25 protein-coding genes are annotated in these 24,756 nt (G+C 63.8%); 19 read left to right on the forward strand and 6 right to left on the reverse strand.

Annotated elements, in window-relative coordinates:
• The first annotated feature begins 6 nt into the window (after window positions 1-6).
• Window positions 7-555, forward strand: coding sequence for an AAA family ATPase (locus tag AX702_RS23040; RefSeq protein WP_231731947.1), 549 nt, complete (start codon window positions 7-9; stop codon window positions 553-555).
• Complete coding sequence (locus AX702_RS23045; protein ID WP_231731950.1) at window positions 555-875, forward strand: hypothetical protein; 321 nt, start codon at window positions 555-557, stop codon at window positions 873-875. Before AX702_RS23040 ends, AX702_RS23045 begins: the two co-directional genes overlap by 1 nt.
• A 517-nt stretch (window positions 876-1,392) precedes the next feature.
• On the opposite strand, the gene AX702_RS19175 is transcribed toward AX702_RS23045, so the two are convergent.
• The 4 genes from AX702_RS19175 to AX702_RS19190 all read right to left on the reverse strand — a co-directional run bounded on the left by AX702_RS19175 (window position 1,393) and on the right by AX702_RS19190 (window position 7,559).
• The gene (locus tag AX702_RS19175) at window positions 1,393-3,894 is read right to left on the reverse strand and encodes a S8 family peptidase (RefSeq protein WP_066781987.1); all 2,502 of its coding nucleotides are present in this window, start codon (window positions 3,892-3,894) and stop codon (window positions 1,393-1,395) included.
• Between the two features lie 2 nt (window positions 3,895-3,896).
• Complete coding sequence (locus tag AX702_RS19180; RefSeq protein ID WP_066781988.1) at window positions 3,897-4,877, reverse strand: AAA family ATPase; 981 nt, start codon at window positions 4,875-4,877, stop codon at window positions 3,897-3,899.
• Window positions 4,878-5,078: 201 nt separating this feature from the next.
• Complete coding sequence (locus AX702_RS19185) at window positions 5,079-6,308, reverse strand: site-specific integrase (protein ID WP_082746365.1); 1,230 nt, start codon at window positions 6,306-6,308, stop codon at window positions 5,079-5,081.
• 3 nt (window positions 6,309-6,311) lie between these two features.
• Window positions 6,312-7,559, reverse strand: a complete 1,248-nt coding sequence (locus AX702_RS19190; RefSeq protein WP_066781989.1) for a hypothetical protein — start codon at window positions 7,557-7,559, stop codon at window positions 6,312-6,314.
• Between the two features lie 147 nt (window positions 7,560-7,706).
• Between AX702_RS19190 and AX702_RS19195 the strand changes: the two genes are divergently transcribed.
• From AX702_RS19195 to AX702_RS22235, 4 genes are all read left to right on the forward strand, one after another.
• Window positions 7,707-8,651 carry a hypothetical protein gene (locus AX702_RS19195; protein ID WP_231731952.1) on the forward strand — a complete coding sequence of 315 codons (945 nt, stop codon included), beginning with the start codon at window positions 7,707-7,709 and terminating at the stop codon, window positions 8,649-8,651.
• A gap of 13 nt (window positions 8,652-8,664) precedes the next feature.
• Window positions 8,665-9,222: a DUF4238 domain-containing protein gene (locus AX702_RS19200; protein WP_082746366.1), complete on the forward strand. Its 558-nt coding sequence runs from the start codon at window positions 8,665-8,667 to the stop codon at window positions 9,220-9,222.
• Between the two features lie 54 nt (window positions 9,223-9,276).
• Window positions 9,277-10,517, forward strand: a protein-coding gene (locus AX702_RS21860; protein WP_156455598.1) for an IS3 family transposase whose coding sequence is annotated in 2 segments (ribosomal slippage) — window positions 9,277-9,621 and window positions 9,624-10,517 — 1,239 coding nt in all. Because the reading frame shifts where the segments join, the coding sequence is not laid out codon by codon here.
• A 190-nt stretch (window positions 10,518-10,707) separates the two neighbouring features.
• Complete coding sequence (locus AX702_RS22235; RefSeq protein WP_156455599.1) at window positions 10,708-10,863, forward strand: hypothetical protein; 156 nt, start codon at window positions 10,708-10,710, stop codon at window positions 10,861-10,863.
• Between the two features lie 35 nt (window positions 10,864-10,898).
• On the opposite strand, the gene AX702_RS19215 is transcribed toward AX702_RS22235, so the two are convergent.
• Complete coding sequence (locus AX702_RS19215) at window positions 10,899-11,876, reverse strand: ParB/RepB/Spo0J family partition protein (protein WP_066781992.1); 978 nt, start codon at window positions 11,874-11,876, stop codon at window positions 10,899-10,901.
• Between the two features lie 269 nt (window positions 11,877-12,145).
• Window positions 12,146-13,348 (reverse strand): AAA family ATPase, encoded by a 1,203-nt coding sequence (locus AX702_RS19220; RefSeq protein ID WP_066781993.1) that lies wholly within the window; start codon window positions 13,346-13,348, stop codon window positions 12,146-12,148.
• A gap of 537 nt (window positions 13,349-13,885) precedes the next feature.
• On the opposite strand from AX702_RS19220, the gene AX702_RS19225 reads away from it, so the two are divergent.
• The 13 genes from AX702_RS19225 to AX702_RS19285 all read left to right on the forward strand — a co-directional run bounded on the left by AX702_RS19225 (window position 13,886) and on the right by AX702_RS19285 (window position 24,565).
• Complete coding sequence (locus tag AX702_RS19225; protein ID WP_066782031.1) at window positions 13,886-15,190, forward strand: replication protein RepA; 1,305 nt, start codon at window positions 13,886-13,888, stop codon at window positions 15,188-15,190.
• Between the two features lie 218 nt (window positions 15,191-15,408).
• Entirely contained in the window at window positions 15,409-15,558 is a 150-nt protein-coding gene (locus tag AX702_RS19230; protein ID WP_231731953.1) for a helix-turn-helix domain-containing protein, read from the forward strand.
• Between the two features lie 94 nt (window positions 15,559-15,652).
• Entirely contained in the window at window positions 15,653-15,928 is a 276-nt protein-coding gene (locus AX702_RS19235; RefSeq protein WP_066781994.1) for a metal/formaldehyde-sensitive transcriptional repressor, read from the forward strand.
• A gap of 8 nt (window positions 15,929-15,936) precedes the next feature.
• Window positions 15,937-16,851, forward strand: coding sequence for a CDF family Co(II)/Ni(II) efflux transporter DmeF (gene dmeF / locus AX702_RS19240; RefSeq protein WP_066781995.1), 915 nt, complete (start codon window positions 15,937-15,939; stop codon window positions 16,849-16,851).
• A gap of 60 nt (window positions 16,852-16,911) precedes the next feature.
• Window positions 16,912-17,244: an ArsR/SmtB family transcription factor gene (locus AX702_RS19245; RefSeq protein ID WP_066781996.1), complete on the forward strand. Its 333-nt coding sequence runs from the start codon at window positions 16,912-16,914 to the stop codon at window positions 17,242-17,244.
• Between the two features lie 11 nt (window positions 17,245-17,255).
• Window positions 17,256-17,684 carry an arsenate reductase (glutaredoxin) gene (gene arsC, locus AX702_RS19250; RefSeq protein ID WP_082746367.1) on the forward strand — a complete coding sequence of 143 codons (429 nt, stop codon included), beginning with the start codon at window positions 17,256-17,258 and terminating at the stop codon, window positions 17,682-17,684.
• A 4-nt stretch (window positions 17,685-17,688) separates the two neighbouring features.
• Window positions 17,689-18,768 (forward strand): ACR3 family arsenite efflux transporter, encoded by a 1,080-nt coding sequence (gene arsB, locus AX702_RS19255; protein ID WP_066781997.1) that lies wholly within the window; start codon window positions 17,689-17,691, stop codon window positions 18,766-18,768.
• Window positions 18,765-19,202 carry an arsenic resistance N-acetyltransferase ArsN2 gene (gene arsN2 / locus AX702_RS19260; protein ID WP_066781998.1) on the forward strand — a complete coding sequence of 146 codons (438 nt, stop codon included), beginning with the start codon at window positions 18,765-18,767 and terminating at the stop codon, window positions 19,200-19,202. Before arsB ends, arsN2 begins: the two co-directional genes overlap by 4 nt.
• Complete coding sequence (arsH, locus tag AX702_RS19265) at window positions 19,202-19,942, forward strand: arsenical resistance protein ArsH (protein ID WP_066781999.1); 741 nt, start codon at window positions 19,202-19,204, stop codon at window positions 19,940-19,942. Before arsN2 ends, arsH begins: the two co-directional genes overlap by 1 nt.
• An 86-nt stretch (window positions 19,943-20,028) precedes the next feature.
• Complete coding sequence (locus tag AX702_RS19270) at window positions 20,029-20,427, forward strand: MerR family transcriptional regulator (protein ID WP_066782000.1); 399 nt, start codon at window positions 20,029-20,031, stop codon at window positions 20,425-20,427.
• Between the two features lie 87 nt (window positions 20,428-20,514).
• Window positions 20,515-21,747 (forward strand): retropepsin-like aspartic protease, encoded by a 1,233-nt coding sequence (locus tag AX702_RS19275; RefSeq protein ID WP_231731955.1) that lies wholly within the window; start codon window positions 20,515-20,517, stop codon window positions 21,745-21,747.
• Between the two features lie 163 nt (window positions 21,748-21,910).
• Complete coding sequence (locus AX702_RS19280; protein WP_066782034.1) at window positions 21,911-23,860, forward strand: cytochrome c/FTR1 family iron permease; 1,950 nt, start codon at window positions 21,911-21,913, stop codon at window positions 23,858-23,860.
• 72 nt (window positions 23,861-23,932) lie between these two features.
• A complete protein-coding gene (locus AX702_RS19285) occupies window positions 23,933-24,565 on the forward strand; it encodes a cation transporter (RefSeq protein ID WP_066782001.1) in 633 nt (210 codons plus the stop codon).
• The last annotated feature ends 191 nt before the right edge of the window (window positions 24,566-24,756 follow it).

Raw genomic sequence — 24,756 nt, forward strand, 5'->3', positions numbered from 1 at the left:
ACAGCCGTGCAGACGAGCCGGCTGATCGTCGTCTCCGGCCTGGTTGGATCGGGCAAGACGCATCTGCTGCGCCGCATCGAGGACGAACTGGTCAGGGTCGGCAAGGTCGCCATCGCCAAGTCGCTCGCGGTCGACAAGCGTCGGACCTCGCTGCCATCGCTGATCGAGGCGCTGTTCTACGACCTGTCGCCCGGCGACCGCGCTCAGGTGAAGATCCCTAAGCAGGCCGAACGGCACGAGCGCGACCTGCGCGACATCATGCGCAAGGGCAAGCGACCGGTCGTGCTGGTGGTCGACGAGGCGCACGACCTCCACCACAAGACACTGACCGGCCTCAAGCGGCTGATGGAAGTGGTGGCAGATGCCCGCGTGCTGCTGTCGGTCCTGCTCGTCGGCCATCCCCGGCTCCGCAACGACCTGCGCCGTCCGCAGATGGAGGAGATCGGCTATCGCACCACGACGTTCGACTATGAGGGTATCGGTGCCGAGCGACGCGACTATGTCGCCTGGCTGCTCGGCGCCTGCGCAGCGAGGGCGTCAAGGTCGCCGACCTGATGGAGGAAGACGCGATCGACCTCATCGCCGAGCGTCTGCGCACCCCGCTCCAGATAGAGATGCACCTGACCCTCGCCTTCGAGCAGGGCTTCCGGCTTGCCGCCAAGCCGGTCACGGTCGGGATCGTCGAGCAGGTGCTGTCGCGGGTGATCGACGATCTTGAACCCACACTGACGCGCAACGGTTACGACGCGGGTGCACTCGCCAGCCAGCTCAACACCCGGCCGTCCGACGTGCGCGCTTTCCTCGCCGGAACGCTGGACGCGGAGCACACCCGCGAACTGACGGAGCGGCTCCGCGAAGCCGGGGTGCCAATATGATGGTGTCGCAAGCATTTGCACGACATCGATACCTTCTACAGGTGTGCTTCATCGCGGCAGCAACCACGGTCTGCGTATTGGTGACAGACGCGCTTGCGTTCAGGTCACCGGCCAATTTGGCCTGGATGATCGGACTACCCGTTGCAGTCGGGATGGCCGGCAACGTCGGTTGGGGGCGACGGTGCTTCATGGCCATGGCACTATTGGCGTTTCGGTGATCGTCGGGACGTTGGTCGGCGTGAACTTCACCAGCTATGGCTGATGTTCGTCATCGCCATTCCTCGGAATGGCAGAAAGCGTGAGCAGGCCGATTACGATTGCGAGCAGGCGCGGATGATGGCGAGCACATCGTCATTTAGCACGAGCAGCCCAGCCCGCCCGCGGTCAGCCAATCTGAGCAGGAATTCGCTCTGTTTTGCGAGCAGAGACTGCTACGATTGCAAGCGCCTACATCTAACGACGCGATCCTGCTCGGCGTGCTGCCGCGTAGCGCTCATGACGATCCCACGATTGGGGATTAGATCTCGATCGCCACTTCAGCCGCGATCTGCGTTGTCACTTCCGCATACAATTCGGTGCCCGGTGCCGCGCGGATGCTGGCGATGAGGCTGTAGCGGACCGCCTCGTGGACATGGCCTTGGGCGACATTCTCCCGCCACCAACCGCCCGTCGGATAGACGATGATGGCATCCCGGGCGGCAAGCTCAGTCGCGGTCCCTTCCCAGATATCCGCGTGGAGCGACCCTCTGTTGCGCAGCTGCGGCCCCACAGCCCAGCCGGTGTCCGACGCAGGACGCTTCGGGGGTCGAGCGCCCGCTTCCGAGGTGCGTCGACGCAGGAAGGTGTCGAGCGAGTCATCGGCGTGCTTCAGGTCGAAGCGCAGACCGTGGCTAGCATAGACATGCCGGCGCGATAGACCGCGCTCGCCCGGATTGGGCTCGATGAAGTAGCTCAAGGTTATCCGCAGCTGGACGAGCGCTGCAGGATCAAGCGCCAGCAGTGCCTCGCGCGGCCACGGCAGCTGATGAACCGCCAGCTCGTCCGTGACGGCTGCTCCGCTCTTCATCTTGAACGGCATGATCTCGTCCTCAGTGACCAAGGTCACGTCATGATCGAGGCTGCCGAGCGCACGCACCAGTGACGGTACGCCAAAGCCGTAGCGCCGCATCAGAGCGGGCTTGCCGATGGCGCCCTGATGCGCGCGCATGGCGGGCGTCCACTCTGCAGAATGCACGATGAGGCCGCGGACGGTTTCGGGCCACAAAGCGGGCTTCTCGGCCATGATCTGTGCCGCCATCCTTGCGGCCAGCGCGGTCGCCGCACTGGTGTCGCCCGTCGTCGTAAACGGGCGCTCGGCCACCGTGCGATAGGTGGTCAGCAAGGCAAGATCGTCGACATCGTCCCCATGGCCCGTTGCCGGATCGTGACCGATGTTGCCGCCTTCGAAGACGACATCGGGCTTGAGCGGCCACTCGCGGATCCAGCTGACGGAGGTGCGGCTGCGCGGCATGATGTCGCCGGCCGCCCCGAGCGCGCTCCAGCCGGCATAGGTCGGATCTGTGATCAGCGCGCGCTCGGTAAAGGCGCCCACCGTCAGTACGTTCCAGGCCTGGGCCGGGCTCTCGATCGGCATCGCGTCGTTGCGCGCGGGATAGTCGGCCGCGACGATCGCCTCGCGGATATTGCCCGCGGCGACCGCGATGAAGCGCTGCACCTCGTCGCGGCCGAAAGCGATCGCGTCGAGCTTCGCTGACCAGGCCGATGGTCTCCCTCGACCATGATCGCCGAGACTCGTGACGGCGAGGCAGATCGCCCTTGGCCGGTTCGGCGCCGCGATCTCGGCACGCGCAATAGCCTGTGCCGTAACCGCTCCGTACAGATCGGGGTCGTTGGCGCCATGATCCGGCAGGATCTTGACGGACTCGAGCCGGTGCCGGACGGTCACAGGCCCTGTCCCGTCGAGCACGTCCATGAGGTCGCCGTACAGCAGCGTCCCCGACATCTGCGTGCCATGTCCGCCATGAGCCTGCGTGCTTACATCCTCCACGTTCCAGGCGGCGTCAAACGCGTGCTGGTCTCCGGGCGCCAGATAGGGCGCAATGAGCGGATGGCCGATGGTCGTTCCGGAATCGAGCAGGCAGACGGCGGGCACCTCGCCGTCGATCGGCACGAGCCGGTCGGCGAGGTCCGCGCTCCACGTCCGCTGCTCGGCGCCGTCCATGCCCATGTACAGCGAGGGCGTATCGCGTGCGAGGCGGAGCTCCGCGACGCTGTCGGTGTTGGCGATGACCCGGCCGAGCTGTTCCGGCGTGCCTTTTGCGACGACGACATCACGCTCAGCGAATTCGAGGCTATGTTCGCGCGTCGCCATGCCGAGCGCCTGTGCAGCCTTGTCGAACGACCCTTTCGTGCCCTTGCGGACCCAGACCTCCCACCAGGCCTCGATGCCCGGCGCAGGGAAGAGATCTGCCTGGTCGGTGTAGAAGGACCGGGCGACCGCCAGTCGTGCCGTTTCGAGCGAGGCGACGAGGCGCTGGTTCTTCGGCTTGCGAACCTCCACGGTCGAGCCATCGTCGAGCGTCTTCTGCCTGACCGTGTCTTCGTCGCGATAGGCTGCGACCTTTTTGAGGTAATAGTCCTTCTGCCTCTCCGGCACGAAGACGGTTGCCGAGACGAGACCCTCATCGGCAGCGTGCACGTTCACCAGCTCGATGGGAAAACGCCCGCGTCGGTTCTCCAGCTTGTCGACGATGTCCGCCTGGTCCGCGGGCAGCGTGAATTCGACGTAGAAGCCCTTCTCGCCCGCCGCCACAGCGGGCTCGCGGTTCGCAAGGATCGTCTCCCCCTGCTGCACCACCTGCGTCAGGGCCTGGGTTAGGGCGTTTGCGTGACCGGCCCTGTCGCGCTGCGGCGGTCCTCCGTCCCCATCGCCGCCCGCCTGATAGGCTGTGTACCCCTGGCGCGCCCCTGTTCCCTGCAGGTAGATATGCGGATGCGGCCGCGCTTCCTCGTCTGCCATCGTTATCGTCGGGCCGCTGCCCTTCGCTCGGCGATCGCCGCGAGAAGATCCGCTGTCTCCACGCGCTCACGCCCCGCGAGCAAGGTCCGCTTCGCCGATTCATCCGCAATCCGAGCGAGATCCGCCTGACTCAGTCCCTCGATCTCTCCGGTCGCTTGCTCCCATGAGACCGAGGCCGTGTCGAAGGCCGACAGCCGGCCCTCCAGGATCGCTCGGGCGACAACTACGTCCGGCAGGGCATATTCGATCACGTCGTCGAAGCGCCGGAAAAGCGCAGGATCAAGCAGCTCAGGATGATTGGTCGCCGCGACGATCAGGCCCTCGCTGTCATCCTCTTCGAGGAACTGTAGGAAGGAGTTGAGGACGCGGCGGATCTCACCCACGTCGTTGCGCTCGCTGCGGCGGGCACCGATCGCGTCGAACTCATCGAAGAAATAAACGCCTCGGGTCTCGGTCATCGCCGAGAACACCGCGCGAAGCTTGGAGGCGGTTTCGCCCATGAATTTGGTCAGCAGCCCGTCGAGAAGGACCGAAAACAGGGGCAGCTTCAGCTCGCCAGCGATGGCGGCCGCCGTCATCGTCTTGCCCGCGCCAGGCGGTCCGATGAGCAGCAGCTTGCGGCGCGGCTGCAGGCCATGCTGGCGCAGACGATGCGCCTGCCGCTGCTCGACGATCACGCGCTGCAGCCGATCGCGCAGCGCCTCGGGAAGCACCATGCTCGAGAGCCGCGTATCGACATATTTGGCCGCGACCAGGTTCGCCAATTCGCCGCGTGGCTGCACCATCGGGACGGCGCGCGCTCGCCCCTTGACCTTACCGCGGGCACGGGCATCATCGACCATGTCGCGCAGTTGCTGGGCGACCTTGCCATGGCCGAGCCGCGCCTCGTTCGCGGCAGCCTGCATGGCAACCGTCAGGAACTGCTCTTCATCGCCGTCGATGTGACTTTGCAGCAACGCGACAAGGTGGGTGGCCTTTGTCACCGCAGATCGTCTGTTCTATCGTTTCTCATGCACTCATCTCGCGCTGTCTGTTGTGGCAACGCTCGGAAGACGCGCTTTGATCGACTGCCCCCAAGTCGTTGTCCGTTCTATCGTCGTTCCATCCTTCTGACAACGAAATCCACAAACCGGGCGCTGAGCCAGGAGCGCTTCTTGGACGGTCGTCCAAGGCCGCCCTACTCATCATTCGAGCCTTTTCGCGAGCCGGCCGACGGCCCCGGCTTCGGCCGCCATGTTCCGATTGTAGGCAAGGGGCATTCGCGGGCTCTTCCACCGAAGCGCGTCCATGATCCCGGCCAAGTCCTCTCCGCTCGCAAAAAGGTCCTGATTGAGCCCGATGCGCGTCGAGTGCGCACTGATCCCCTTGAGCAGCCGCGCTAGGTCTTCGGCGGAGAGATCGGGTAGCGCGCCACGCTCGAAGGCCCGTTGGATCATCGCTCGATAGATCGGCCCGACCGAGCCGGGGTGGAGAGCACTGGCGCCCACATCATATTCGATGCGCGCGGGCACGGCCGGCTTGGGTAATGTCTTGCGCAGGTCCCATCTCTCCCGACCCGAAATGCTGTCGATCGAGCGACCCTTCACGGCGGATCGTGCCTTGTAGCGCCGTACCTGAACCCGCCGAAACAGCGGCCCTTTGTCAATCCGTGCCGCTTCGCGCCAGGCGGCGATCGCCGAAACGGTGCGAGGGCTGAGAAAGGCGGTCGCCCCCTCCCCTTCCTGGTCGCCCTTATGCCGCGAGATCTGCAGCAGCCGCGCGTCGGGGTCGATCGCCTCTTCGATATGCTCGACGGCGATCCCAACCAGTTCGGAGGCGCGCAGCCCCGTGTCATATGCTGTCGATAGCAAGGCACGGTCCCGAAGGCCTGGAAGATCGTCCGGGCAGCTCTCGAGCAGCGCACGCAGGTTCAAGCCGCGCGGACGATCGCGCTCTATGTCGCGAACCGGCCCCTTGAACCGCAGCGGGCGCGCCTGTTTCTGCGCAGTGCCCTTTTCACGGCGGATCGCGGAAAGGCGCAGCTTTACCAAGGGCGCCTGCGTCGGGTCCTTGAGATCGAGCAGTTGGTGGATCTTGGCGATCGACGCTCTGTAGCGCCCGAGCGATGCCGGCCTGCTACCCTTCGCGGCGCGGTTATCGAGATAGTCGGCAATCGTCTCGGGTGTCGCCGGGAGCGCCGTCCGTCGCGACCGTCGACACCAGAGGTCGAAGGCCTCGAGGTCGGATTTGAGCGCTCGGATGCTGTGTGCCGATGATGCGGCCTGATATGCCGCGATGAGCGCTTCATCGACTGTGATCCGCTGCCCCGCCTGCATCTGAACGACGGTCCAGGCAAGATCGACCGAGGGAAGCACCGCACCAGGCATCTGGCCTGCTGCAATCGGCGCAGGCGTGTCGAGCAACTGATCGCTCATCGATCAGCGCTTCGCCATCTCGAGGATTTCCTCGAGCGTATAGGGGTCCTGGCCGTAGACAGCCGCCAACCCGTTGAACGCATCGACGGCGACCTGCTGCAGCGCCTCACGATCGATCGCGGTCAGCGTCGTCGCATATTCGTAAGATGGCTGGACCGCAGCGAAACCATCGTCGCGAAAGCCGAAAGGACCGAGCGGCCACCAGGAGTCCGCAAGGCCGTTTACGCCCATCCTCACATGGATCGGCAGAGAGCCACCGTGCACAAGGGCGAGCTTCGTATTGCGCTCCAGGAAATCGAGCCAATGGCGAAAGAAGTAGCCCGTCGACAGCGTGCGCCGCCCTTCCCGCTCGAAGAGAAAGCCGCCAGCGACGCCCCAGAACTCCCCGGTCTTTTCGAACCACTGCGTCACCGCGACGGTCTCGGCCACGCCATCCTTCTCCTGCTGAGGCCAGTAGATCGCCGTCCCGCCCCGGCTTGTGCCGTGGCTGATCGAGCGCGCGTCAGCCATCAGATCCGGATGCCCCTGCCCGCTCGCCAGCGATTGCTTGGCGCCCGGCTTTGCCTCCCATTTGGAGGGGATAAGCCGCGCATAGCCGGGGAAATGATCCTTCCAGCGATACTTGCTCGATCCTTGGCTCGGATGGGTGACGATCTGGGGCTCGTAGCGATCGAACCAGAGGTCCGGATCGCCCTCGAAGTGTGGTTGCCAGTGAACGGCCTCGGGCGGTGGCGGCGGGAGCTGGTCGAGCGCAAGGCGCAGATGATCAGCAAGGCGCTTCGCAAGATCGGCGCGTACCTTCCGCAGATCCTCGCGCTCGGCGCCTACGGGTAAGTTGAAGGCGATCGGCCCGCGCCGGCCCCTCATGTCGAAGGGCAGCTTCTCGAGCGTGGCGCCTTCGAAGGCCGTGTTCCAGACCTGCAGGACGCGATGCTCGGTGAGTGCCCTGTTGGCGTAGCCAAGCTCGATCAGCACATTCGGGTTGGCGCAGGCCTTGCCGCTGGACGAGACGGCGATCGGTGTCACGTCGCCGACGAACACCGCTGCCTCGTCGATTTTACGCAGGATGGTGGCGACGATGTCGGGCGTGCCGGAAACGCCCTGCGTGTCCGAGGTCAGGTTCGGCCGATCGGCCTCGTCGAGATCGGCGGCGATCATGCCGATCGCCTGGTCGAGGGCGGAGCGGGTCAGGTCGCGTGTCACCCGCGCATCAAGGTCGCTCTGCCATGACCAAAATACTGTCCGTTCCATGCGTCTCCGCCCTAGCCATCGGCTTGAAGCCGTAGCGCACTCTATAAGGACGGGTCAAACACGCTTGTGTGATAACTGTAATTATCGCTTGTACATGTTAAGATAGGGAAGCTTGAGGTAACCAACTGCTGACTTTGGTTTCTCGGCATGGCATTGCTGTCCTCGATGATCCGTGGCAACGACCCTCGTGCTGATGACCCCCTTCTGCTGCTCGGGCGACTTGACGGCCGTCTGCAGGGCAGCACATGCGCGGACATCTTCCTCGCACGCTCGCGCCTCGAGGGCGCCTGTGCTCTTGCCGCACTCGCCGGGGTCCCAATCGCAGTGAGGGACCTTCAGGAGTGGATCGCCGGCCGTACGCCCCCTCCCCGCTTCACCGAGGGGCTCAACGATCCGATCTCGGTGGCGGCCATCTTCCACATCGCGCTCAGCCGCGATGAGGGCCTCAGCGACCCACTCGCCCAAGCGACCCTCAATGCGCTGCGGTCTGTCCTGGACGACCGCGCTGAAGCGGAAGCCTATGCCTCCTCAGACCTTGCCCATTTCGGTCCACTTTGGCGGCACGTGCAAGCTGCGGCAGACGCTCCCTCCCAAACCGGCGACCTCTTGAGCATAGCGCGCCGCGTCTTCGAACTGGCGTCCCTCACCGAGGCGGCGAGCACTGGCAGTTGGGATGTCGTCAGCGTCGATGGCCGAACGCTCAACCTTCCACCGCGCGATCGCGGCCGAAACTGGCTGATCGCTGTCGCCACGCCGCGGATGCTCTACCGCGCCGGCTTCACCACTCGAGTCATCCCCTCTTTCATCCTGCTGCCGAAGTACCTGCCCCCCTCTCCGACCGACCTCGCCGCCACGATGGCGCAGGTAATCGGCCGAACGGCTCAGGCTGGGCTTCGCGAGCTCGATGCAATCGAGCGAGCGGCGGCGCGCATCCAGTTCGGTCTTCAGGTCACCAAGCGAAGCAAGGCTCCCCTGCTCGCTCGGCTGCAGCTATCCTACCCTGGCCTCCGACCGGGTGCCGTCGCGCGCCTGCTGAAGGTCACGCCGCAGGGCGCCCGCAAGCTTCTAGCCTCTGTCCATAGCCACGACTGAGCGATCTTCGCCCATGCAGTCCAAACCTCAGAACCCGCCCTCCTCTCATCATTTCATTCCGCAGTTTCTCCTCGATCAATGGACGACGGGCGGGATGCTGCTCCGCTACCACCGCAACTGGCGCGGTGAGATCGAGAGCGCACCCGCCTCGCCGAAAAGCGTGTGCTTCGAACGAGACCTCTACAAGACGGTTGGCTTCCCGCCCGAGCACACGCAGCAGATGGAAACCCTGTTCATGCAGGTGGTGGATGATGCCGCCGCGAAGGTTCATGCACAGCTTCTCGACGGCGGCGTTCGCTCGCTCAGTGACGCGCAATGCTCGGACTGGCGCGGGTTCGTATTCTCGCTCTGGTTCCGTACGCCGTTGGACATGCGCGGCTTGAAGGACGCTGTCGGTTCGCTCGCTAGCCCGGGGAGCAGCCGTGCAATCGTCGATGGGGAGCACGTCCCTCTCCCGCCTGCGGCAGTGAGCGCGCTCCAGATGGAGATCTTGCGGACCATCATCGATGATGCGGAACGCGGACGGGCTTTCATCAACATGGAATGGCGGGTGATCAGGACCACCAATTGAGGTGGCCCCCTAAATGACCTGACAGGGCCCCGCTCTTAGATAAGAGTGAGGCATATGACTGACGGTACGACCAGGCGTTACAACGAGGGCGAGGTGCTCACCGGGGTGCAGCGCCGGCGACGGTGGACGCCTGAGGAGAAGGTCCGGATCGTCGAGGAGACATACCTGCCGGGCATGAGCGTGTCGCTCGTCGGCCGCCGCCACGGCATTAGCGGCAGCCAGATCTTCACCTGGCGCCGGTTGATGGCGCAGGGGGCGCTCACCGCTGCCACCGCCGGCGAGGAGGTGGTGCCCGCGTCCGAGTACCGCGCGCTGGAAGCGCAGGTACGCGAGTTGCAGCGGCTGTTGGGCAAGAAGGCGCTGGAGATCGAGCTGCTCCGCGAGGCTGTCACCCGGGCCGCAGGCCCAAAAAAACTCCTGCTGCGCTCGACCTCGTTGCCCAGGGATGGCCTGTGACCGCCGTCGCCGAGGCCCTTGGCGTCAGCCGGCAGCATCTGTCGACGATGAGCAACAAGCCCCCTCCGCGCCGCCGAGGACGACCTCCGCTGCCCGACGCCGAACTGGTCGCCGACATCCGTGCGCTGGTCGGCGAGCTGCCGACCTACGGCTATCGGCGCGTCCATGCCTTGCTCCGTCGGCAAGCACAGGAGACCGGGCGCGCAGCGCCCAATCCAAAGCGCGTCTATCGCGTCATGAAGGTCCACGGGCTGTTGCTCCAGCGCGACGGCGAACAAAGGGAGGTGCGGTGCCACGATGGTCGCGTTGCGGTCGACCAGCGCAACACCCGCTGGTGCTCGGACGGACTGGAGATCGCCTGCGACAATGGCGAGAAGGTGCGAGTCGCGTTCGCGCTCGACTGCTGCGACCGCGAAGCGATGGGGCATGTGGCGACGACCGGCGGCATTACCGCCGAGGACGTCCAGGACCTGATGGTCGCGACGGTCGAACACCGCTTCGGGCCGGTGAACCGCTTGCCTGCGCCGGTCGAGTGGCTGACCGATAACGGCAGCTGCTACACCGCTCGCGACACGCGCGCCTTCGCCCGCGACATCGGCCTGGTCCCGCGCACGACGCCGGTCAGCAGTCCGCAGTCCAACGGCATGGCAGAGGCCTTCGTCCGAACCCTCAAGCGCGACTACATCCGCGTCAGTCCTCGCCCAGACGCCAAGACCGTCATCGAGCAGCTGCCAGGCTGGCTGGCCCACTACAACGACGTGCATCCCCACCGCGCTCTGGGCTATCGTTCGCCCCGCGAGTACATCGCTCAAACCCGCGAGGCCCCGTCAGGCCTTTAGGGGGCAACAACACCAATCGGCGCGAATTCTTCGTGTCCGACTGGCCGCTCGATGTGCCGGTGAGTTTTGCACGGTCGGTAACACCTCGTCCTATGTCACCCTGCCGATTGGCCTTAACGCCCTCTTCGTTGCAGCCGGATCACGCTCTCTCGCCGACCAGATCGCAGCGTTACTCGAGCGTGAAATCATCATGCGCCAGAACCGCTCGACCGTCGGCCATGCGCAGAGCTTTGTCGGCGCAAGGAATGCCCATGCCGGGGCGTTCATTCGCGCTCACTTCGGCGGCCGGAAGCGCTATTCCGTGACGCAAGGCATCGCCGACAAATATAAGCCGCCCGCCATATAAGCTTCGATCGACCAACCCATTAGCAGAGGCAACCTTTAGGTGAGCAGACCTTCGATTGCCTTTAGCAGTTCGGACGGCGAGGTCTCCGACTTCGGCGGCACCTTGATGGTAAGCCCCCCTCCCCTCGACTTCGCATAGCGCAGGATCACCTTGCCACCCCTGCCGGTGATTTCCTTCTCGCCCGCACCTTTGGTGGTGGGGGCGATAGTTGCTTTGACGAGCCGCTTGGCGACCTCGGGCCCGCTTAGCCTCACGCCGCCCTTGGTACGCTCCTCCTCTATCCGCTCTGCCTCGTCGCGCATCTTCGCCAGCGCCTTTGCGTCGCCCGTAAGCGGCTTGATATCGCGCGCAACGCGGACGGTGATGTCGTGCGTGTCGGAAAAGGCCGTGACGATCTCGGCGGGCAAGCGTGCCACGTCCAGCAGCCGGCTAAGCCAGGACTTGGAGAGGTTCAGATGCTCGGCCATCTGCGACTGGGAGTTCTCGTAGAACTCGGCCAGAGCGATCGTATATTCCTTGGCGCGTTCCCAGTCGGAGATGTCTTTGCGCGAGCGGTTCTCGACGTCCGAAACACGGAACGCCTCTTCGTCCGTCACGCTCTGGATCGTCACCAGATAGTCGAACTCTGGGTGATGGTGCGCGCGAAGCCATGTCACCGTCCACCAGCGGCGAACACCGGCAATGATCTCGAAGTCGTACTCTGGATCGTCCTTCAGGCGCCGAACGATAGCCGGGATCCGCTGCTTCTTCGCGGACAGGAACGAGTCGATCAGGTCACGGCAGCTCTCTTCCGTCAGATGGTCGAGATCGCGATTGTGCATACGCCAGGGGCGGCACTTTGCAGGGTCGACCCACTCCGTACGATCAGCGACGGACTTGCCCGTTGCGATCCGCGCGAGCGTCTGGCTGCGGCTCGCCATGATGCCTTCGGCGGGCGTGGACTTATCGAGGTTCTCCTCGTCATCCAGGCCCCCTGTGAACATCGAGCCGAAGCCCTTGTTGCCCTTGCTCATCGGCCCGTTCCTTCTTCGTTTATTGCCGCCCTCGGCCCGCCGGGAGTGGAGGAGTTGCCACGTGGCAACTCGGCCAATTTGCGGCGTCGTTTCAGGCCGATATTCACGCGACCGAGATACATATTACCACAACTCAACTTATTGGTTTCGCTTCATTTATTTGGAAGTTGCCACGTGGCAACAGCGGGGGCAGCGAGGCCCAAAACGCGCACGATTGTCCGCTGCATTCACCTCGCAATATCTGCGTGTTGCCACGTGGCAACTCGCCATCAGACACGCTCCCCTGCCCTGCTCGCCCAGGTCCGTAGAACGTCCTGCTCGATGTCCCGGCACACCTCGTTAAGGTGGCGCATGCAGCGGTTGTAGACTTCGTGCGACGTGACCGGCTTGTCGAGCTCGAAGACGGTCTTCATACGCGAGCTGGCGTTGTCAATCTCGGCGCTGGTGACCATCACCGACTGGGTCATCGAACCGCCGAACACCTGGCGCATCATTGATAGCACCTCACGGTGCATCGACTTGCTTTCGTCAACCCGGCTGCCGACAAGCCTGATGAAGTTATAGGCCGGCCGCCCCCGCCCGGCGATCTTCTCCAGTTGCTTCATTGTCGTGCGCGTCATGTCGATGAACGAGACGGTCGAGGCGAAATCAACCAGGCTCGGCGGAACCGGAATGACCATGCAGTTAGCGGCCTGCAGCACGGCCATCGACACCATGCCGAGGGCTGGCGGCGGGTCCATGATCACCACATCATAATCATCGACTACCGTATCGATCGCTTCCGCGATCAGGTCGATGATCTCCATGTTTTGTTTTTTCGCCATATAGCCGGCGATTTCGTATTCGAGATTGTAGAGCCGCAGGTTTGACGGGATCAGATCAAGATTGTGGAAGTGCGTCTTGCGGATGATCTTGCGCACCCCGAGCAGCTCGGGATTATGAAAATGACCATAGAGCGTGTCTTCCTCGTCGAGATCGACGTCCGGACGATAGCCGAACATCATCGTCGAAGAAGCCTGGCTGTCACAGTCAATGAAGAGGACGCGATAGCCGTTAATCGCGAAATGCTGGGCGAGGTGCAGCGCGATCGTAGACTTGCCTACGCCGCCTTTGAAATTGCAAACCGAAATGATCGCCGGCGTGTCGGTCGGTTCGCGCCAGGGGCGCGTTCCGAACACCTCACGCATATGGTCGATCTCTTCGAGCGTATATTGAAGCCGATGGCCTGACCCGGTTCTTTCGCGTGGCGGAAGACGGCCGTCCCGCTCGGCCTCGCGAACCGCGGAGGCCGTCCGACCAGCAAGCGCGGCCGCCTTCGAGATCGGAAAGGTCGGTCCATGCTTGCGCCCGGTCTCCGGATCCACGGCGCTGTCGCGGATCCGCTTCAGGATGGTCAGCGCCTTGCGGTGAAGAACGTCGAGGCCGCCTTCGATAAGGTTGTCCGGCTGAGCGATGGTAGGATCCGTAGCCATCTAAATCCGCTTCTGTGGGTTCTACGCGCCACAATAGCTGCGTTGGCAGTTTCGAGCAAGAAAATGGCCATCAGACTTACAAGAGCACCGATGATCTCCGAGCCCTTTGCGATTCGACTGATGACGGACCCGTCGCTCGGCGGTTCCGACCGATGATCTCAGAGCCATGGAGGTTCATGCCGAAGTCGAGCTATTCAACTGGCGCAAGAACGGCCGCTCTGTGGATAACGACCGATGATCTTGGTACTTTCCGATGATGCCGGTGCGAACAAGCGATGATCTCGGTGCGACCCGACCGATGATCTCAGAGCGCATACCTATTACTAGAATCACCCTATAGAAAACCGATTCGCGAATCGTTTTGATTTTCCGGGTTTGAAGAAAGGAGAAGCAAAAAGGCACCGACATCATCGGTCGATTTGCAACTCTCGAGGGCAGTTTGCCCTCCAAACTGCCAACGGGGTTGATTTCGATCCCCAAACCTGTTGAGACATGCCCATCGAAACCCCCAAACAGATTCGGGGGGAAGGGCAGACCATGAATGGGGATCAGCATAAGCCGCTAGGGCACCAATACGCACTCGCCATGCTTACCGGCGGGGAGGAAGGCGTCCGCAGGCTCGCCAGCACCGCCGGCACCCAACTCACCATGGACGCATTCCTGCGCGTCCAGGACGAAGAACCGGTCCCTGCCTTCCTCCACTCCGCGCTCTGCGCGATGTCGCTGCCGACCAAACGGCCCAAAGACGACACGCAGCCGATCGTTCGCGAAGACGGCAAATACGCTCTGGCCATCAATCCACGGCCCGTGCTCCAGAATGTCGATGGCAAATCGATCATGCGGAGCCTTGGCGTGCCCTACGGCGCCTATCCGCGGGTTGCCCTGATCTACCTTCTTTCACAGGCCGTGATGAAGCAGTCGCGGGACGTTTATCTCGGTCGCAACTTCACCGAGTGGATGCGGCGCCTGGGATATCAGACGGTTTCCTACGGCCCCCGCGGTACGGCTAATCTCATGCGCGAGCAGGTCGACCGACTCCTCGCCTGCGAGTGGCAGATCCGGTGGGACGGGACGGACACGGAGGACAACGCCTTTGCGGTCCGGGACGTCAAGATCTCGAACGAATATGCGGGGTCGCTGGACAAAAACGGCTCGTTTGCGCGCGAAATCCGCATGTCCGAGGCGTTCTACTCCCATCTGATCGAGCATGCCGTTCCGCTCAACGAGATCGCGATCCGCGAGCTTAAAGGCACGCCGACGGCGCTCGACCTCTACACCTATCTCGCATACCGACTTCCACGGATCGGATCGGACAAGGGCCAGGTCATTTCCTGGGACCAGCTGGCAAAGCATCTCGGCAATGAGGCCGACAGCAAACGCTTCCGCCAGACCGTGCGCGAGACCATGCAGATCGTCTCGGCAGTCTATCCGAATGCCAATGTCGACCTTTCCGGCCGCAAGGTCGTGCTGCACCCGTCTCCGGCGCCGCTCGAGCGAAAGCTGGTCGGTCCGCATCTGCGACTCGTGGGCGGCGACGCCGCGAAAACGGCACCAAGATCATCGGTCAAGCCGCGTCGCGAGGTGGCTGCCTCGTCGGTCAAAGAGACGGAACCGACATTCGCCTTCCCGACAGGTTCACTTTCCTACGGCACACGCGAAGCAGTCTTCCGCCAGGTTGCGCTTACGAAGGGTCATCCCTGGTCGGTCGATGATATGGCGGCTGCATTCCGTAAAGGATGCCCTGATTTCAGCCGCCCGCGCACGGATGCCGAGTGGCTGCGTGTCTGGGAGAGGTTCGTTGTCGCCTATGCCGAACGCCGGGCGAATCGGAGTGACGACTGACCGATGATCTCCGAGCCGTTCGCCTATCGCGAGCGCAGGGTGAGTCTGTCTACAAGGACCGGGCCTAAGGACGAAAGGGAAGGGGGGCCGGGCTCTTGACGATATCCGCCCGACTGACGCGGTACACGTCGGCGACATCTGCCCGGTTGCCAATGGAGCGCGACCTAAATCGCGAGCGCACCACGGCTGCGCTGATGGTAGCACGAGGCGAGGGGAGAATGGGTGGTCGGAAGACCGTCATGACGCCCAAGCGGCTCGAGGCGGCTCGCAAGCTCTTGGCGTCCGGAATGCCAATGCGCGAGATCGCGCCTGCGATCGGCGTCTCGGTCCCGACGCTCTACCGGCACCTCCCTGCGCCCGAGCAGTAAACGCCAATCCAAGACGCGCAGGCCTGACTCAGCAAACCATCTTCCCACTGTAGCAAATTGTTATTTCGGTCCGCATAGGGTAGGAGGGTAGGGTATGTCTCACCTTACTCACACCAATGCAGATTTGGTCGCCCGCGTTCGACGGATCGCGGGACAGGTCGGTGCTGTCGAACGGGCGCTGCAGTCAGACTCGACCTGCTCAGAAGTGCTTCATTTGGTCGCGGCGGTGCGTGGCGCGGTGAATGGCCTCATGGATGAGATCATCGCCGAGCATTTGGAGGCGCACGTCTCGCGTCCGGACCTGGACGACGCGGAGCGGGCCACAGGTGCCGAAGAGCTGCTGGCGGTAATCCGCCGCTACGCGAAGTAGGACCGTATATGGCGACGCTTCCCGAGACCGATACCTACACCCACGATCACAACTTCCTGGGTGCGGCACATGATGAAAACGCGCGACGCACCCGCTGGGTCGTCGTGCTCACCGCCGCCATGATGGTCGGCGAGATTATAGCGGGCTATCTCACCGGCTCGATGGCATTGCTGGCCGATGGGTTCCACATGGCGACCCATGCCGGCGCGCTCAGCGTCGCGGCTGCGGCCTACGCTTATGCCAAGCGCCACGCCAGCAACCCAGCCTATAGCTTTGGAACGGGCAAGGTCGGCGATTTGGCTGGGTTTGCCTCGGCTATGGTCCTTGGGCTGATCGCTCTGGGAATAGCCGTGGAGTCAGTGCTGCGCCTGTTTCAGCCTATCACGGTCGCATTTGCCGAGGCGACGGTGATCGCTGTCGTGGGCCTGGGCGTGAACATCGCCAGTGCCTTCCTGCTCTCTGGCGGCCATCATCATGGGCATAGCCACGATCACCATCACGGCCATGCCGCGCACGTAGGCGATAATGATCTGCGGTCGGCCTACGTCCATGTTCTCGCGGACGCGCTCACCTCGGTGCTCGCCATCGCCGCTCTGCTCGCAGGCCGCTACCTGGGCTGGATCTGGATGGACCCGGTGATGGGGATCGTCGGCGCGGTCGTCATCGCCCGCTGGTCATGGACGCTGATGCGCGACACGGCCGCGGTGCTCCTCGACACGACTGACGATCATGTCGCCGAGGAGGTGCGCGAGTTGGTCGAGAGGCCGGGTGATGCCAAGATCACCGACCTTCATGTTTGGCGGGTCGGACCGGATGCGCACGCTGCGATCGTCAGTGTCACCGGCCTTTGTGATGGCGAGCTGATCCGCCAGCGCCTCCGGCCCGTCCACGAACTCGCTCATCTGACCATCGAGACCCGCTAACTCTCCTCTCGACAGGAGAAAGGGACTGGCATCTGACCAAATATCCACTATGCTGGATATATGGAAAACGGTTCCGCCATTGCTGCGCTAGGTGCGCTTGCTCAAGGTACGCGTTTAGACGTGTTCCGCCTCCTGGTGCGTCATGAACCGGATGGCATGGCAGCGGGCGACATCGCCCGTCAGCTCGACGTGCCGCAGAACACCATGTCCGCACACCTCGGCATTCTCGCCCGCGCGAGACTGGTCCAATCCGAGCGCCATAGCCGATCGATCATCTACCGCGCCGACCTGGACGGCCTGCGCGCCCTTACCCTGTTCCTCGTCAAGGACTGCTGCGCCGGTAATGCCGAGCTGTGCGCACCCCTTGTCGCCGAACTCGCCCCCTGCTGCTGAAAGGACGCCTCGTGGCCGTCGATATCGTCATTTATCACAATCCCGAGTGCGGCACGTCCCGCAACGCTCTCGCCATGATCCGCAATGCCGGCATCGAGCCGCATGTGGTCGAGTATCTGAAAACCCCGCCCTCGCGCGCGCTGCTGGTGGAGCTGATCGACCGCGCCGGCATGACCGCGCGCGATCTGCTGCGTGAGAAGGGGACGCCCTATGCGGAGTTGGGCCTGGGCGACACGTCGCTGTCCGACGACGCGCTGGTGGACGCGATGATGGCGCACCCAATCCTCATCAACCGGCCGCTGGTCGTCTCGCCACTGGGTGTGAAGCTGTGCCGCCCGTCCGAAGCGGTTCTCGATCTATTGCCAACCGGCCAGCTCGGCGCGTTCGCCAAGGAGGACGGCGAACGCGTGGTGGACGCCTCGGGCCAACGGGTCGCCTGAACCCATGTCCTCGGCCGCACCTGTCGCCGGCCCTGTACCGGCACGCCCCGGCATTGGCACCTTTGAGCGGTATCTGACGCTATGGGTGGCGCTCTGCATCGTCGCTGGCATCGGGCTCGGCCATTTGCTTCCCGGCCTGTTCGCTACCATCGCCTCGGCCGAAGTCGCGCGCGTGAACCTGATCGTAGCCGTGCTGATCTGGCTGATGATTATCCCGATGCTGCTCAAGATCGACTTCGGGGCGCTCGGGTCGATACGACAGCACTGGAAAGGCGTAGGCGTCACCCTGTTCATCAACTGGGCGGTGAAGCCGTTTTCGATGGCCGCGCTGGGCTCGTTGTTCATTGGCTGGCTGTTCGCGCCGCTCCTGCCAGCGGGGGAGGGGGCGTCCTACATCGCCGGCCTGATCCTGCTGGCCGCCGCGCCCTGCACGGCCATGGTGTTCGTATGGTCGAACCTCTGCGAGGGCGAGCCCACCTATACGCTCTCCCAAGTCGCGCTGAACGACGTCGTCATGGTGTTCCTGTTCGCGCCGCTAGTCGGGCTGCTGCTGGGCGTGGCATCGGTCACGGTGCCGTGGGACACGCTGCTGATTTCGGTCTTGCTCTACATTGTCGTGCCGGTGATCGCGGCCCAGCTCGTCCGTCGTCTGGTGCTGGCGAGCGGCGGGCAGGCCGCCTTCGATCGGCTGCTCGGTCGCCTCGGCCCGGTCTCGCTCGTTTCCCTGCTGGCAACGCTGGTTCTGCTGTTCGGCTTTCAGGGCGAGGCGATTGTTGCGCAACCGTTGGTGATCGCGCTTTTGGCGATACCGATCCTCATCCAGGTCTATCTCAACGCAGGCCTTGCCTACTGGCTGTCGCGCCGGTTCGGCGTGGCATGGTGCGTCGCCGCGCCAGCCGCCCTGATCGGTGCGTCCAATTTCTTCGAGCTGGCCGTCGCTGCTGCCATATCGCTGTTCGGGCTGAAATCCGGGGCGGCGCTGGCGACGGTCGTGGGCGTGCTGGTGGAAGTGCCGGTGATGCTATCGGTCGTCTCGATCGTGAAGCGGTCGCGCGGCTGGTATGAGCGGGGCGCACACGCGTGACCGGCCTCGCCGCTGCTCGCCTCGGTCCTGGCGAAGTGGATGAGCTGACGGCCGCGCTCTCGGCCGCCAAGCTGCCGATTGCGGACCTAGGCGAGCCCGGCCGCGCCTTCTTCCGCTTCCACGATGGTACTGGCTCGGTGGGGTTCGGGGGCTTTGAAGGGGAGGGGGCGGAACGCCTGCTCCGCTCCTTTGTGGTCGCGCCCGATCGTCGTGGCTCTGGCCTCGGCCGTGCAATGCTCACCTTACTGGAACGCGAAGCGTGCAAGCTCGGCGTCAATCGGCTGCACCTGCTCACCGACACGGCCGCCGGCTTCTTCCGCGCGAACGGCTATTCCAACGCCGATCGCGGCTCAGCTCCTCCGGCCATCGCGGGCTCGCGCGAGTTCACCTCGCTCTGCCCCGCCTCTGCCGCTTACCTCGTGAAAGCTCTCTGATGCCGCTCCGCACGTTGCTCGATCCCGATGCCCTGCCGGCGCTCGACCCGGCCTATATCCACCAGCGGCCCGCGCTGCGGCTAGGCCCGCTCAATCCCGCCCCGCGGATCTTGTTGCTCTATGGCTCACTGCGTGAGCGATCTTTCTCGCGCCTTGCGGTCGAGGAAGCCGCCCGCCTGCTGCGGCTGTTCGGGGCGGATACACGCATCTTCGACCCGTCCACGCTGCCGCTGCCCGATCAGGTCCAAGGCGACGATCATCCGGCCGTCCACGAACTCCGCGAACTGGCGATGTGGTCAGAGGGCCAGGTGTGGTGCAGCCCCGAACGGCACGGCCAGATAACCGGCATCATGAAGGCACAGATCGACCACCTGCCACTCGAGATGAAGGGTATGCGCCCGACACAAGGACGCACGCTCGCGGTCATGCAGGTGTCGGGCGGCTCGCAATCGTTCAATGCGGTCAACACGCTGCGCCTGCTCGGCCGCTGGATGCGTATGTTCACGATCCCGAACCAATCATCGGTTGCGATGGCCTACAAGGAGTTCGACGAAGCCGGCCGTATGAAGCCCTCCAGCTACTATGATCGCATCGTAGACGTGATGGAGGAGCTGGTGCGCTTCACGATCCTGTTGCGCCCCCATGCGGTCCAGCTTGTCGACCGCTACTCAGAGCGAAAGCAGGCGGGCGTTCCTGTCGATGGCGCCGCTGACCTCTCAGCGATCGCGATCGGCAGGTAAACCTCGGGCTCCGATACATCATACAGTGAGTTGGGAATAAGCTCATGCCGAGTACGAGTGCTCAGTAAAGATCATGTGAGACCACAATGCAGATAGGCGAGCTGGCGAGCGCAACCGCAACCAAGGTGACGACGATCCGCTTCTATGAGGAGATTGGACTGCTCGACCGATCCGTTCGTACTGCCTCAGGTCGCCGCACTTATGGGTTGCCGGATGTCGATCGGCTCAACTTCATTCGCAACGGCCGCAGGCTTGGCTTCTCGATCGACGAGATCCGCTCCCTTCTAGCGCTCGCCGATCAACCGGAGCGCGACTGCGCCGAGGCGGCCGATATCGCATCACGTCATCTTGCTGACGTCGAGGAGCGGCTTCGCCAGCTCGGCGCGCTGCGCGACGAACTCGCCGCCATGAGTGCAGCGGGATGCTGCGCCAAAACCATGGCGGAGTGCCGGGTCATTCAGGCGATCGGCCGCCCGGTGGCGTAAGCGGAGACTTACGGCTTGATCCTCTAGCGACTGGAGCATGTAACGGGGTGCCCATTCCGGCAACGAGGCCGGAATGGGAAGGATGGAGTGGACGGCGGGGACGGAGCCGCGACGACCGATGTGGATCGTCGAAGGATATTGAAGCAGCTCGGTGTCGGGCTTCTCGGCGCGAGCATTCCTGCTGGGATTGTGGGCAGTAAGGCACCGTCCGAATCGGACTGGCCCGGCTTCGCCGAGCATCCGAGCTGGCGTCGTCTGGAGGTCGGAACAGGCGACACCCTGCTTGCGCCAACGAAGGTCGCGGGTGTCGACACCGAAGCCATTCTGGATACTGGTAGCGGCGCCTCCATCATCAGCCGGCCGCTTGCCGCCAAGCTCGGCATGGCGAACCTGGAGCCGCGGAGAATAGCTGGCCTTAGCGGCAAGGCAGCAGTTGGCTTGGTCCACAATGTCGAAGTGACGCTAGCCGACCAAGCGCAGGTCTTGCCTTTTGCCGTTGTGGCCGACCTCGGAGCGATATCTGCGGCGTATGGCAGACCTATCGACATCATGCTCGGGGCCGACGTGCTCGCCAGCGGCTGCGTCGCCTTGGACTTCGGAAAGCGGCGGTTCGCATTCGGGAAGAGCGGCAGCTTTGCCGGCGGGGAAGGGTGGACGACCCTCACCCTTGAGCATGGTGCCAGGCAGGAACTTCTCGTCCACGCCTCGGTGAACGGCTCTGAGCCGGTGCCGCTGATGCTCGACACCGGTAGCTCATCTGCACTCATGTTGTCCGCTGCCTTTGTCGAGGCGCGCAATCTTCTCGCCAACAAAGTCTCCTCCACCGCAGCGCTGGGCGGGGTCGAGGGCGTGCAGATCGTCCGGACGTTTACCACCGACAGCGTTAGCCTGGGCGGGCTCTCGACAAAGGTGGTTCCGACCCTCGCCCTCGATCGATGGGCATCGGCCAGCACGGTGGGCAACATTGGCATGCCGCTTCTTGGGCAGTTCGATATCGTGCTCGACGTGGCGCTTGAGCGGCTGTGGCTCCGGCCGATACCGCCTCGTTCACGTCTGCCGATGCTAAAGGATCGAAGCGGCCTCGGCCTTGCCGCTTCGCCAACCGATCTCACAGTCATTCACGTCGCCGTAGGCAGTCCTGCGGCTCAGGGCGGATGGAGGGTAGGCGATCGCATTGTGGCGCTGAACGGGTTCTCGATCGACACCTCCTACACCCGCGGTGCGCTCTGGCAGTGGCGCTACGGCCGTCCTGGGGAGGTGGTAAAGCTCACGCTCCCCGATGGCGCGATGCGGACACTTAAGCTCGCCGACTATTATTGAAGCCGGCTCCCGAGCACGGTTGGGCGATGCTATTGCGAGCCGGTCTCAAACCGCTTGCTTCTACAGTGGCTAGAGGTTTTAGGGCAGTCGCATGTTGCCCTTCGATTCTAGCTATTTAGGTTCTGACGCGGCGCCTTCCGGGCGCCTTATTCACGTCGCCTTCGTGCGGCTGGTCGCTCTCGCGCTCGTCATCCTGCTTGGCCTCCTTGCACCTGTGTCCGCGCTGCAAGCCGCGCCCACGGCCGACCCGAACGACGTGCAAACCGCCTGGCGACTGCTCGACTATGTGGCCGTCGATTATGATGGCGCGGTTGCGAGCGGACGGATCAAGAGCGCCTCCGAATATGCCGAAATGACGGAATTCGCAGGCTCCGTATCGTCACGGCTCGCCGCTTTACCGCTCAAGCCCGAGCGGGCGGCACTGATCGCGGGTGCGGCACGCCTTCAGGACGTGATCGCACGCAAGGGGTCGCCGCAGGACGTCGCACTGCTGGCCCATAATCTCGCTGCCGATCTTCTGCGCGCCTATCCCGTACCGCTCGCGCCCTCCGCTCCCCCGAGCTTTGCGCGCGGTACCACCCTGTTCGGCTCGACCTGCGCTGCCTGTCATGGCGCAACAGGAGATGGGCATGGCCCCAATGCAGCCAAGCTGGCCACGCCGCCTATTGCGTTCACCGATGCGGAGCGCGCGCGGCAGCGGAGCGTGTTCGCGCTTTATCAGGTGATCAGTCAGGGCATCGACGGCACTGCGATGCAGAGCTTCGCCGATCTGCCGAGCGAGGATCGTTGGGCGCTGGCATTCCGCGCCGGCAGTTTTGCACTGACCGACGAACAGGCGCGGGAAGGGGAGAAGCTATGGAAAGCCGATCCCTCGCTTCGCCAGCAAGTGCCGGACCTCAAGGCACTCGTGGCGCTCACGCCTGCCTCGCTCGCGGATCGCATTGGCGAGAAGCGGGCCCTGGCGGTGATGGCCTATTTGCGCCGTCACCCGGAAGCCGTGGTCGAACAGGCTCCAGCATCGCTGTCACTCGTCCGCCAGAAGCTCGCGGCCAGTCTCGATGCTGCTCGCAAAGGGGATCGCAGGGCCGCGAAGGAGCTGGCGCTGTCCGCCTATCTCGATGGTTTCGAGCCGGTCGAGCCGACGCTCGGTGCGCGGGACGGGACACTGCTCGCCCGGATCGAGGGTGCGATGGGCGAGTATCGCGCCGCGGTCGATCAAGGCGCCGCGCCCGATGACTTGGCAAGCCGCGCGCTGGTCCTCAACGGCCTGTTCGACGATGCCGAGACGGCGCTGGCCCCCAGCGCGTCCAGCACCGCATCGACGTTTCTGGGCGCGTTCACCATCTTACTGCGCGAAGGGCTGGAAGCGCTGCTCATCGTCGTCGCGATGATCGCCTTCCTCCGCAAGGCGGACCGCTCCGAAGTGCTGCCCTATGTGCATGGTGGCTGGGCCGGAGCGCTCCTGGCCGGCCTGCTAACATGGGTGGTCGCTACCTATGCGATCGGGATCAGCGGCGCGAGCCGGGAGCTGACCGAGGGGTTTGGTTCGCTATTCGCCGCCGTGGTCCTGCTCTCTGTCGGGATATGGATGCACGGCAAGGCGCAAGCCGATCAATGGCAGCGCTACATTCGAGAGAAGATGACGCACGCTCTGTCGGGCCGCTCGGCCTGGTTCCTGTTCGGGCTCGCCTTCGTGGTCGTATATCGCGAGGTGTTCGAGACGATCTTGTTCTACGCGGCGCTTTGGACGCAGGGGAATGGCAGCGCGCTGCTGGCCGGGGCAGGGGCGGCCGTCGCCATACTGGCCGTGATCGCCTGGGCCATGCTGCGCTACAGTCGCCAGCTCCCGATCGCCAAGTTCTTCGCCTACAGCTCGTGGTTGATGGCGGGCCTGACGGTGGTCCTTGCAGGCAAGGGCGTGGCTGCGCTGCAGGAAGCCGGCATCATCGACATAGCGCCGATAGCCGAAGCGCCCCGGCTGTCGATGCTCGGCCTATTCCCGACGTGGCAGTCCATAATGGCCCAGCTCGTCATGGCGATCACCCTTGCCATCGGGTTCGCCTTCAATCGTCGCAAGAAGGTCGAGAAGCCTGATCTTGCGACTGCCGAGTGAGTGCGCCTGGTACTCCCGGCCTAGATGCTTTCTTCTTGCTCCTACAGCGGCTGTAGATTGTAGAAGGTCTACATGAGCGACAGTGAAACCTCCTCGTGTGGCTGCACGGGCGATACCAAACGTGCCGAACGCGACCCTGCATACCGACGTGCCCTGTGGATCGTAGTTCTGCTGAACCTTGGGTTCGGCTTGATCGAGATTGTAGGTGGATTCATCGCCGATAGTCAGGCGCTGAAGGCGGACGCGCTCGATTTCATCGGTGACGGCACGATCTCACTGTTCGGGCTGATCGCGCTGGGCTGGACCGCCCACGCCCGATCGAGGATCGCCCTTGCACAAGGTCTATTCCTTGGTGCGTTGGGCTTGGGTGTCATCGGCTTTGCCGTCTGGCGCGCGATTAACGCCGTAGCTCCGGAAGCTGAATTGATGGGTGGGATCGGGATCGTTGCCCTCATCGTCAACGTGAGCGCTGCGCTTATGCTGGCGCGTTTTCGCGAGGGCGACGCGAACGTGCGTGCGATCTGGCTGTTCAGCCGCAATGATGCGGTGGCCAACATCGCCGTGATCGTCGCAGCCGGCCTGGTAGCTTGGACGGGGAAGGCTTGGCCCGACCTCGCCGTTGCGGGCGTGATCGCGCTGCTCTTCCTGCACTCCGCGTGGGAGATTACCCGCGGTGCGTTGGCAGAGATCGCGGGGCGGTTGTGAAAGGCCCGCTTTAGCATTACGAGCTGGGCGGCGCCTGTCAGATCCTGGATCATGCGTCATTAGCTTGCTTTCGTTTGCTGGCAAACACCATCAGAAACGCAAGGATGGACGGGGCGATCTGGTTGTGACTGTTAAGGTGGCCGCACCTTAAGCCAGCACAGACCCAGACAAGGCTGAAGCCGAACGCTTCC

Origin of the sequence: Sphingomonas sp. CCH5-D11 (assembly GCF_001557395.1) — a bacterium.
GTDB lineage: Bacteria > Pseudomonadota > Alphaproteobacteria > Sphingomonadales > Sphingomonadaceae > Sphingomonas.

Bases quoted from the DNA above. Each gene is read 5' to 3' on its own strand.
- AX702_RS23045 (WP_231731950.1), top strand. From the start codon at position 555: ATGGAGGAAGACGCGATCGACCTCATCGCCGAGCGTCTGCGCACCCCG.
- AX702_RS19175 (WP_066781987.1), bottom strand. From the start codon at position 3,894: ATGGCAGACGAGGAAGCGCGGCCGCATCCGCATATCTACCTGCAGGGA.
- AX702_RS19185 (WP_082746365.1), bottom strand. From the start codon at position 6,308: ATGAGCGATCAGTTGCTCGACACGCCTGCGCCGATTGCAGCAGGCCAG.
- AX702_RS19190 (WP_066781989.1), bottom strand. From the start codon at position 7,559: ATGGAACGGACAGTATTTTGGTCATGGCAGAGCGACCTTGATGCGCGG.
- AX702_RS19195 (WP_231731952.1), top strand. From the start codon at position 7,707: ATGGCATTGCTGTCCTCGATGATCCGTGGCAACGACCCTCGTGCTGAT.
- AX702_RS19200 (WP_082746366.1), top strand. From the start codon at position 8,665: ATGCAGTCCAAACCTCAGAACCCGCCCTCCTCTCATCATTTCATTCCG.
- AX702_RS22235 (WP_156455599.1), top strand. From the start codon at position 10,708: ATGCGCCAGAACCGCTCGACCGTCGGCCATGCGCAGAGCTTTGTCGGC.
- AX702_RS19215 (WP_066781992.1), bottom strand. From the start codon at position 11,876: ATGAGCAAGGGCAACAAGGGCTTCGGCTCGATGTTCACAGGGGGCCTG.
- AX702_RS19220 (WP_066781993.1), bottom strand. From the start codon at position 13,348: ATGGCTACGGATCCTACCATCGCTCAGCCGGACAACCTTATCGAAGGC.
- AX702_RS19225 (WP_066782031.1), top strand. From the start codon at position 13,886: ATGAATGGGGATCAGCATAAGCCGCTAGGGCACCAATACGCACTCGCC.
- AX702_RS19230 (WP_231731953.1), top strand. From the start codon at position 15,409: ATGGGTGGTCGGAAGACCGTCATGACGCCCAAGCGGCTCGAGGCGGCT.
- AX702_RS19235 (WP_066781994.1), top strand. From the start codon at position 15,653: ATGTCTCACCTTACTCACACCAATGCAGATTTGGTCGCCCGCGTTCGA.
- dmeF (WP_066781995.1), top strand. From the start codon at position 15,937: ATGGCGACGCTTCCCGAGACCGATACCTACACCCACGATCACAACTTC.
- AX702_RS19245 (WP_066781996.1), top strand. From the start codon at position 16,912: ATGGAAAACGGTTCCGCCATTGCTGCGCTAGGTGCGCTTGCTCAAGGT.
- arsB (WP_066781997.1), top strand. From the start codon at position 17,689: ATGTCCTCGGCCGCACCTGTCGCCGGCCCTGTACCGGCACGCCCCGGC.
- arsH (WP_066781999.1), top strand. From the start codon at position 19,202: ATGCCGCTCCGCACGTTGCTCGATCCCGATGCCCTGCCGGCGCTCGAC.
- AX702_RS19270 (WP_066782000.1), top strand. From the start codon at position 20,029: ATGCAGATAGGCGAGCTGGCGAGCGCAACCGCAACCAAGGTGACGACG.
- AX702_RS19285 (WP_066782001.1), top strand. From the start codon at position 23,933: ATGAGCGACAGTGAAACCTCCTCGTGTGGCTGCACGGGCGATACCAAA.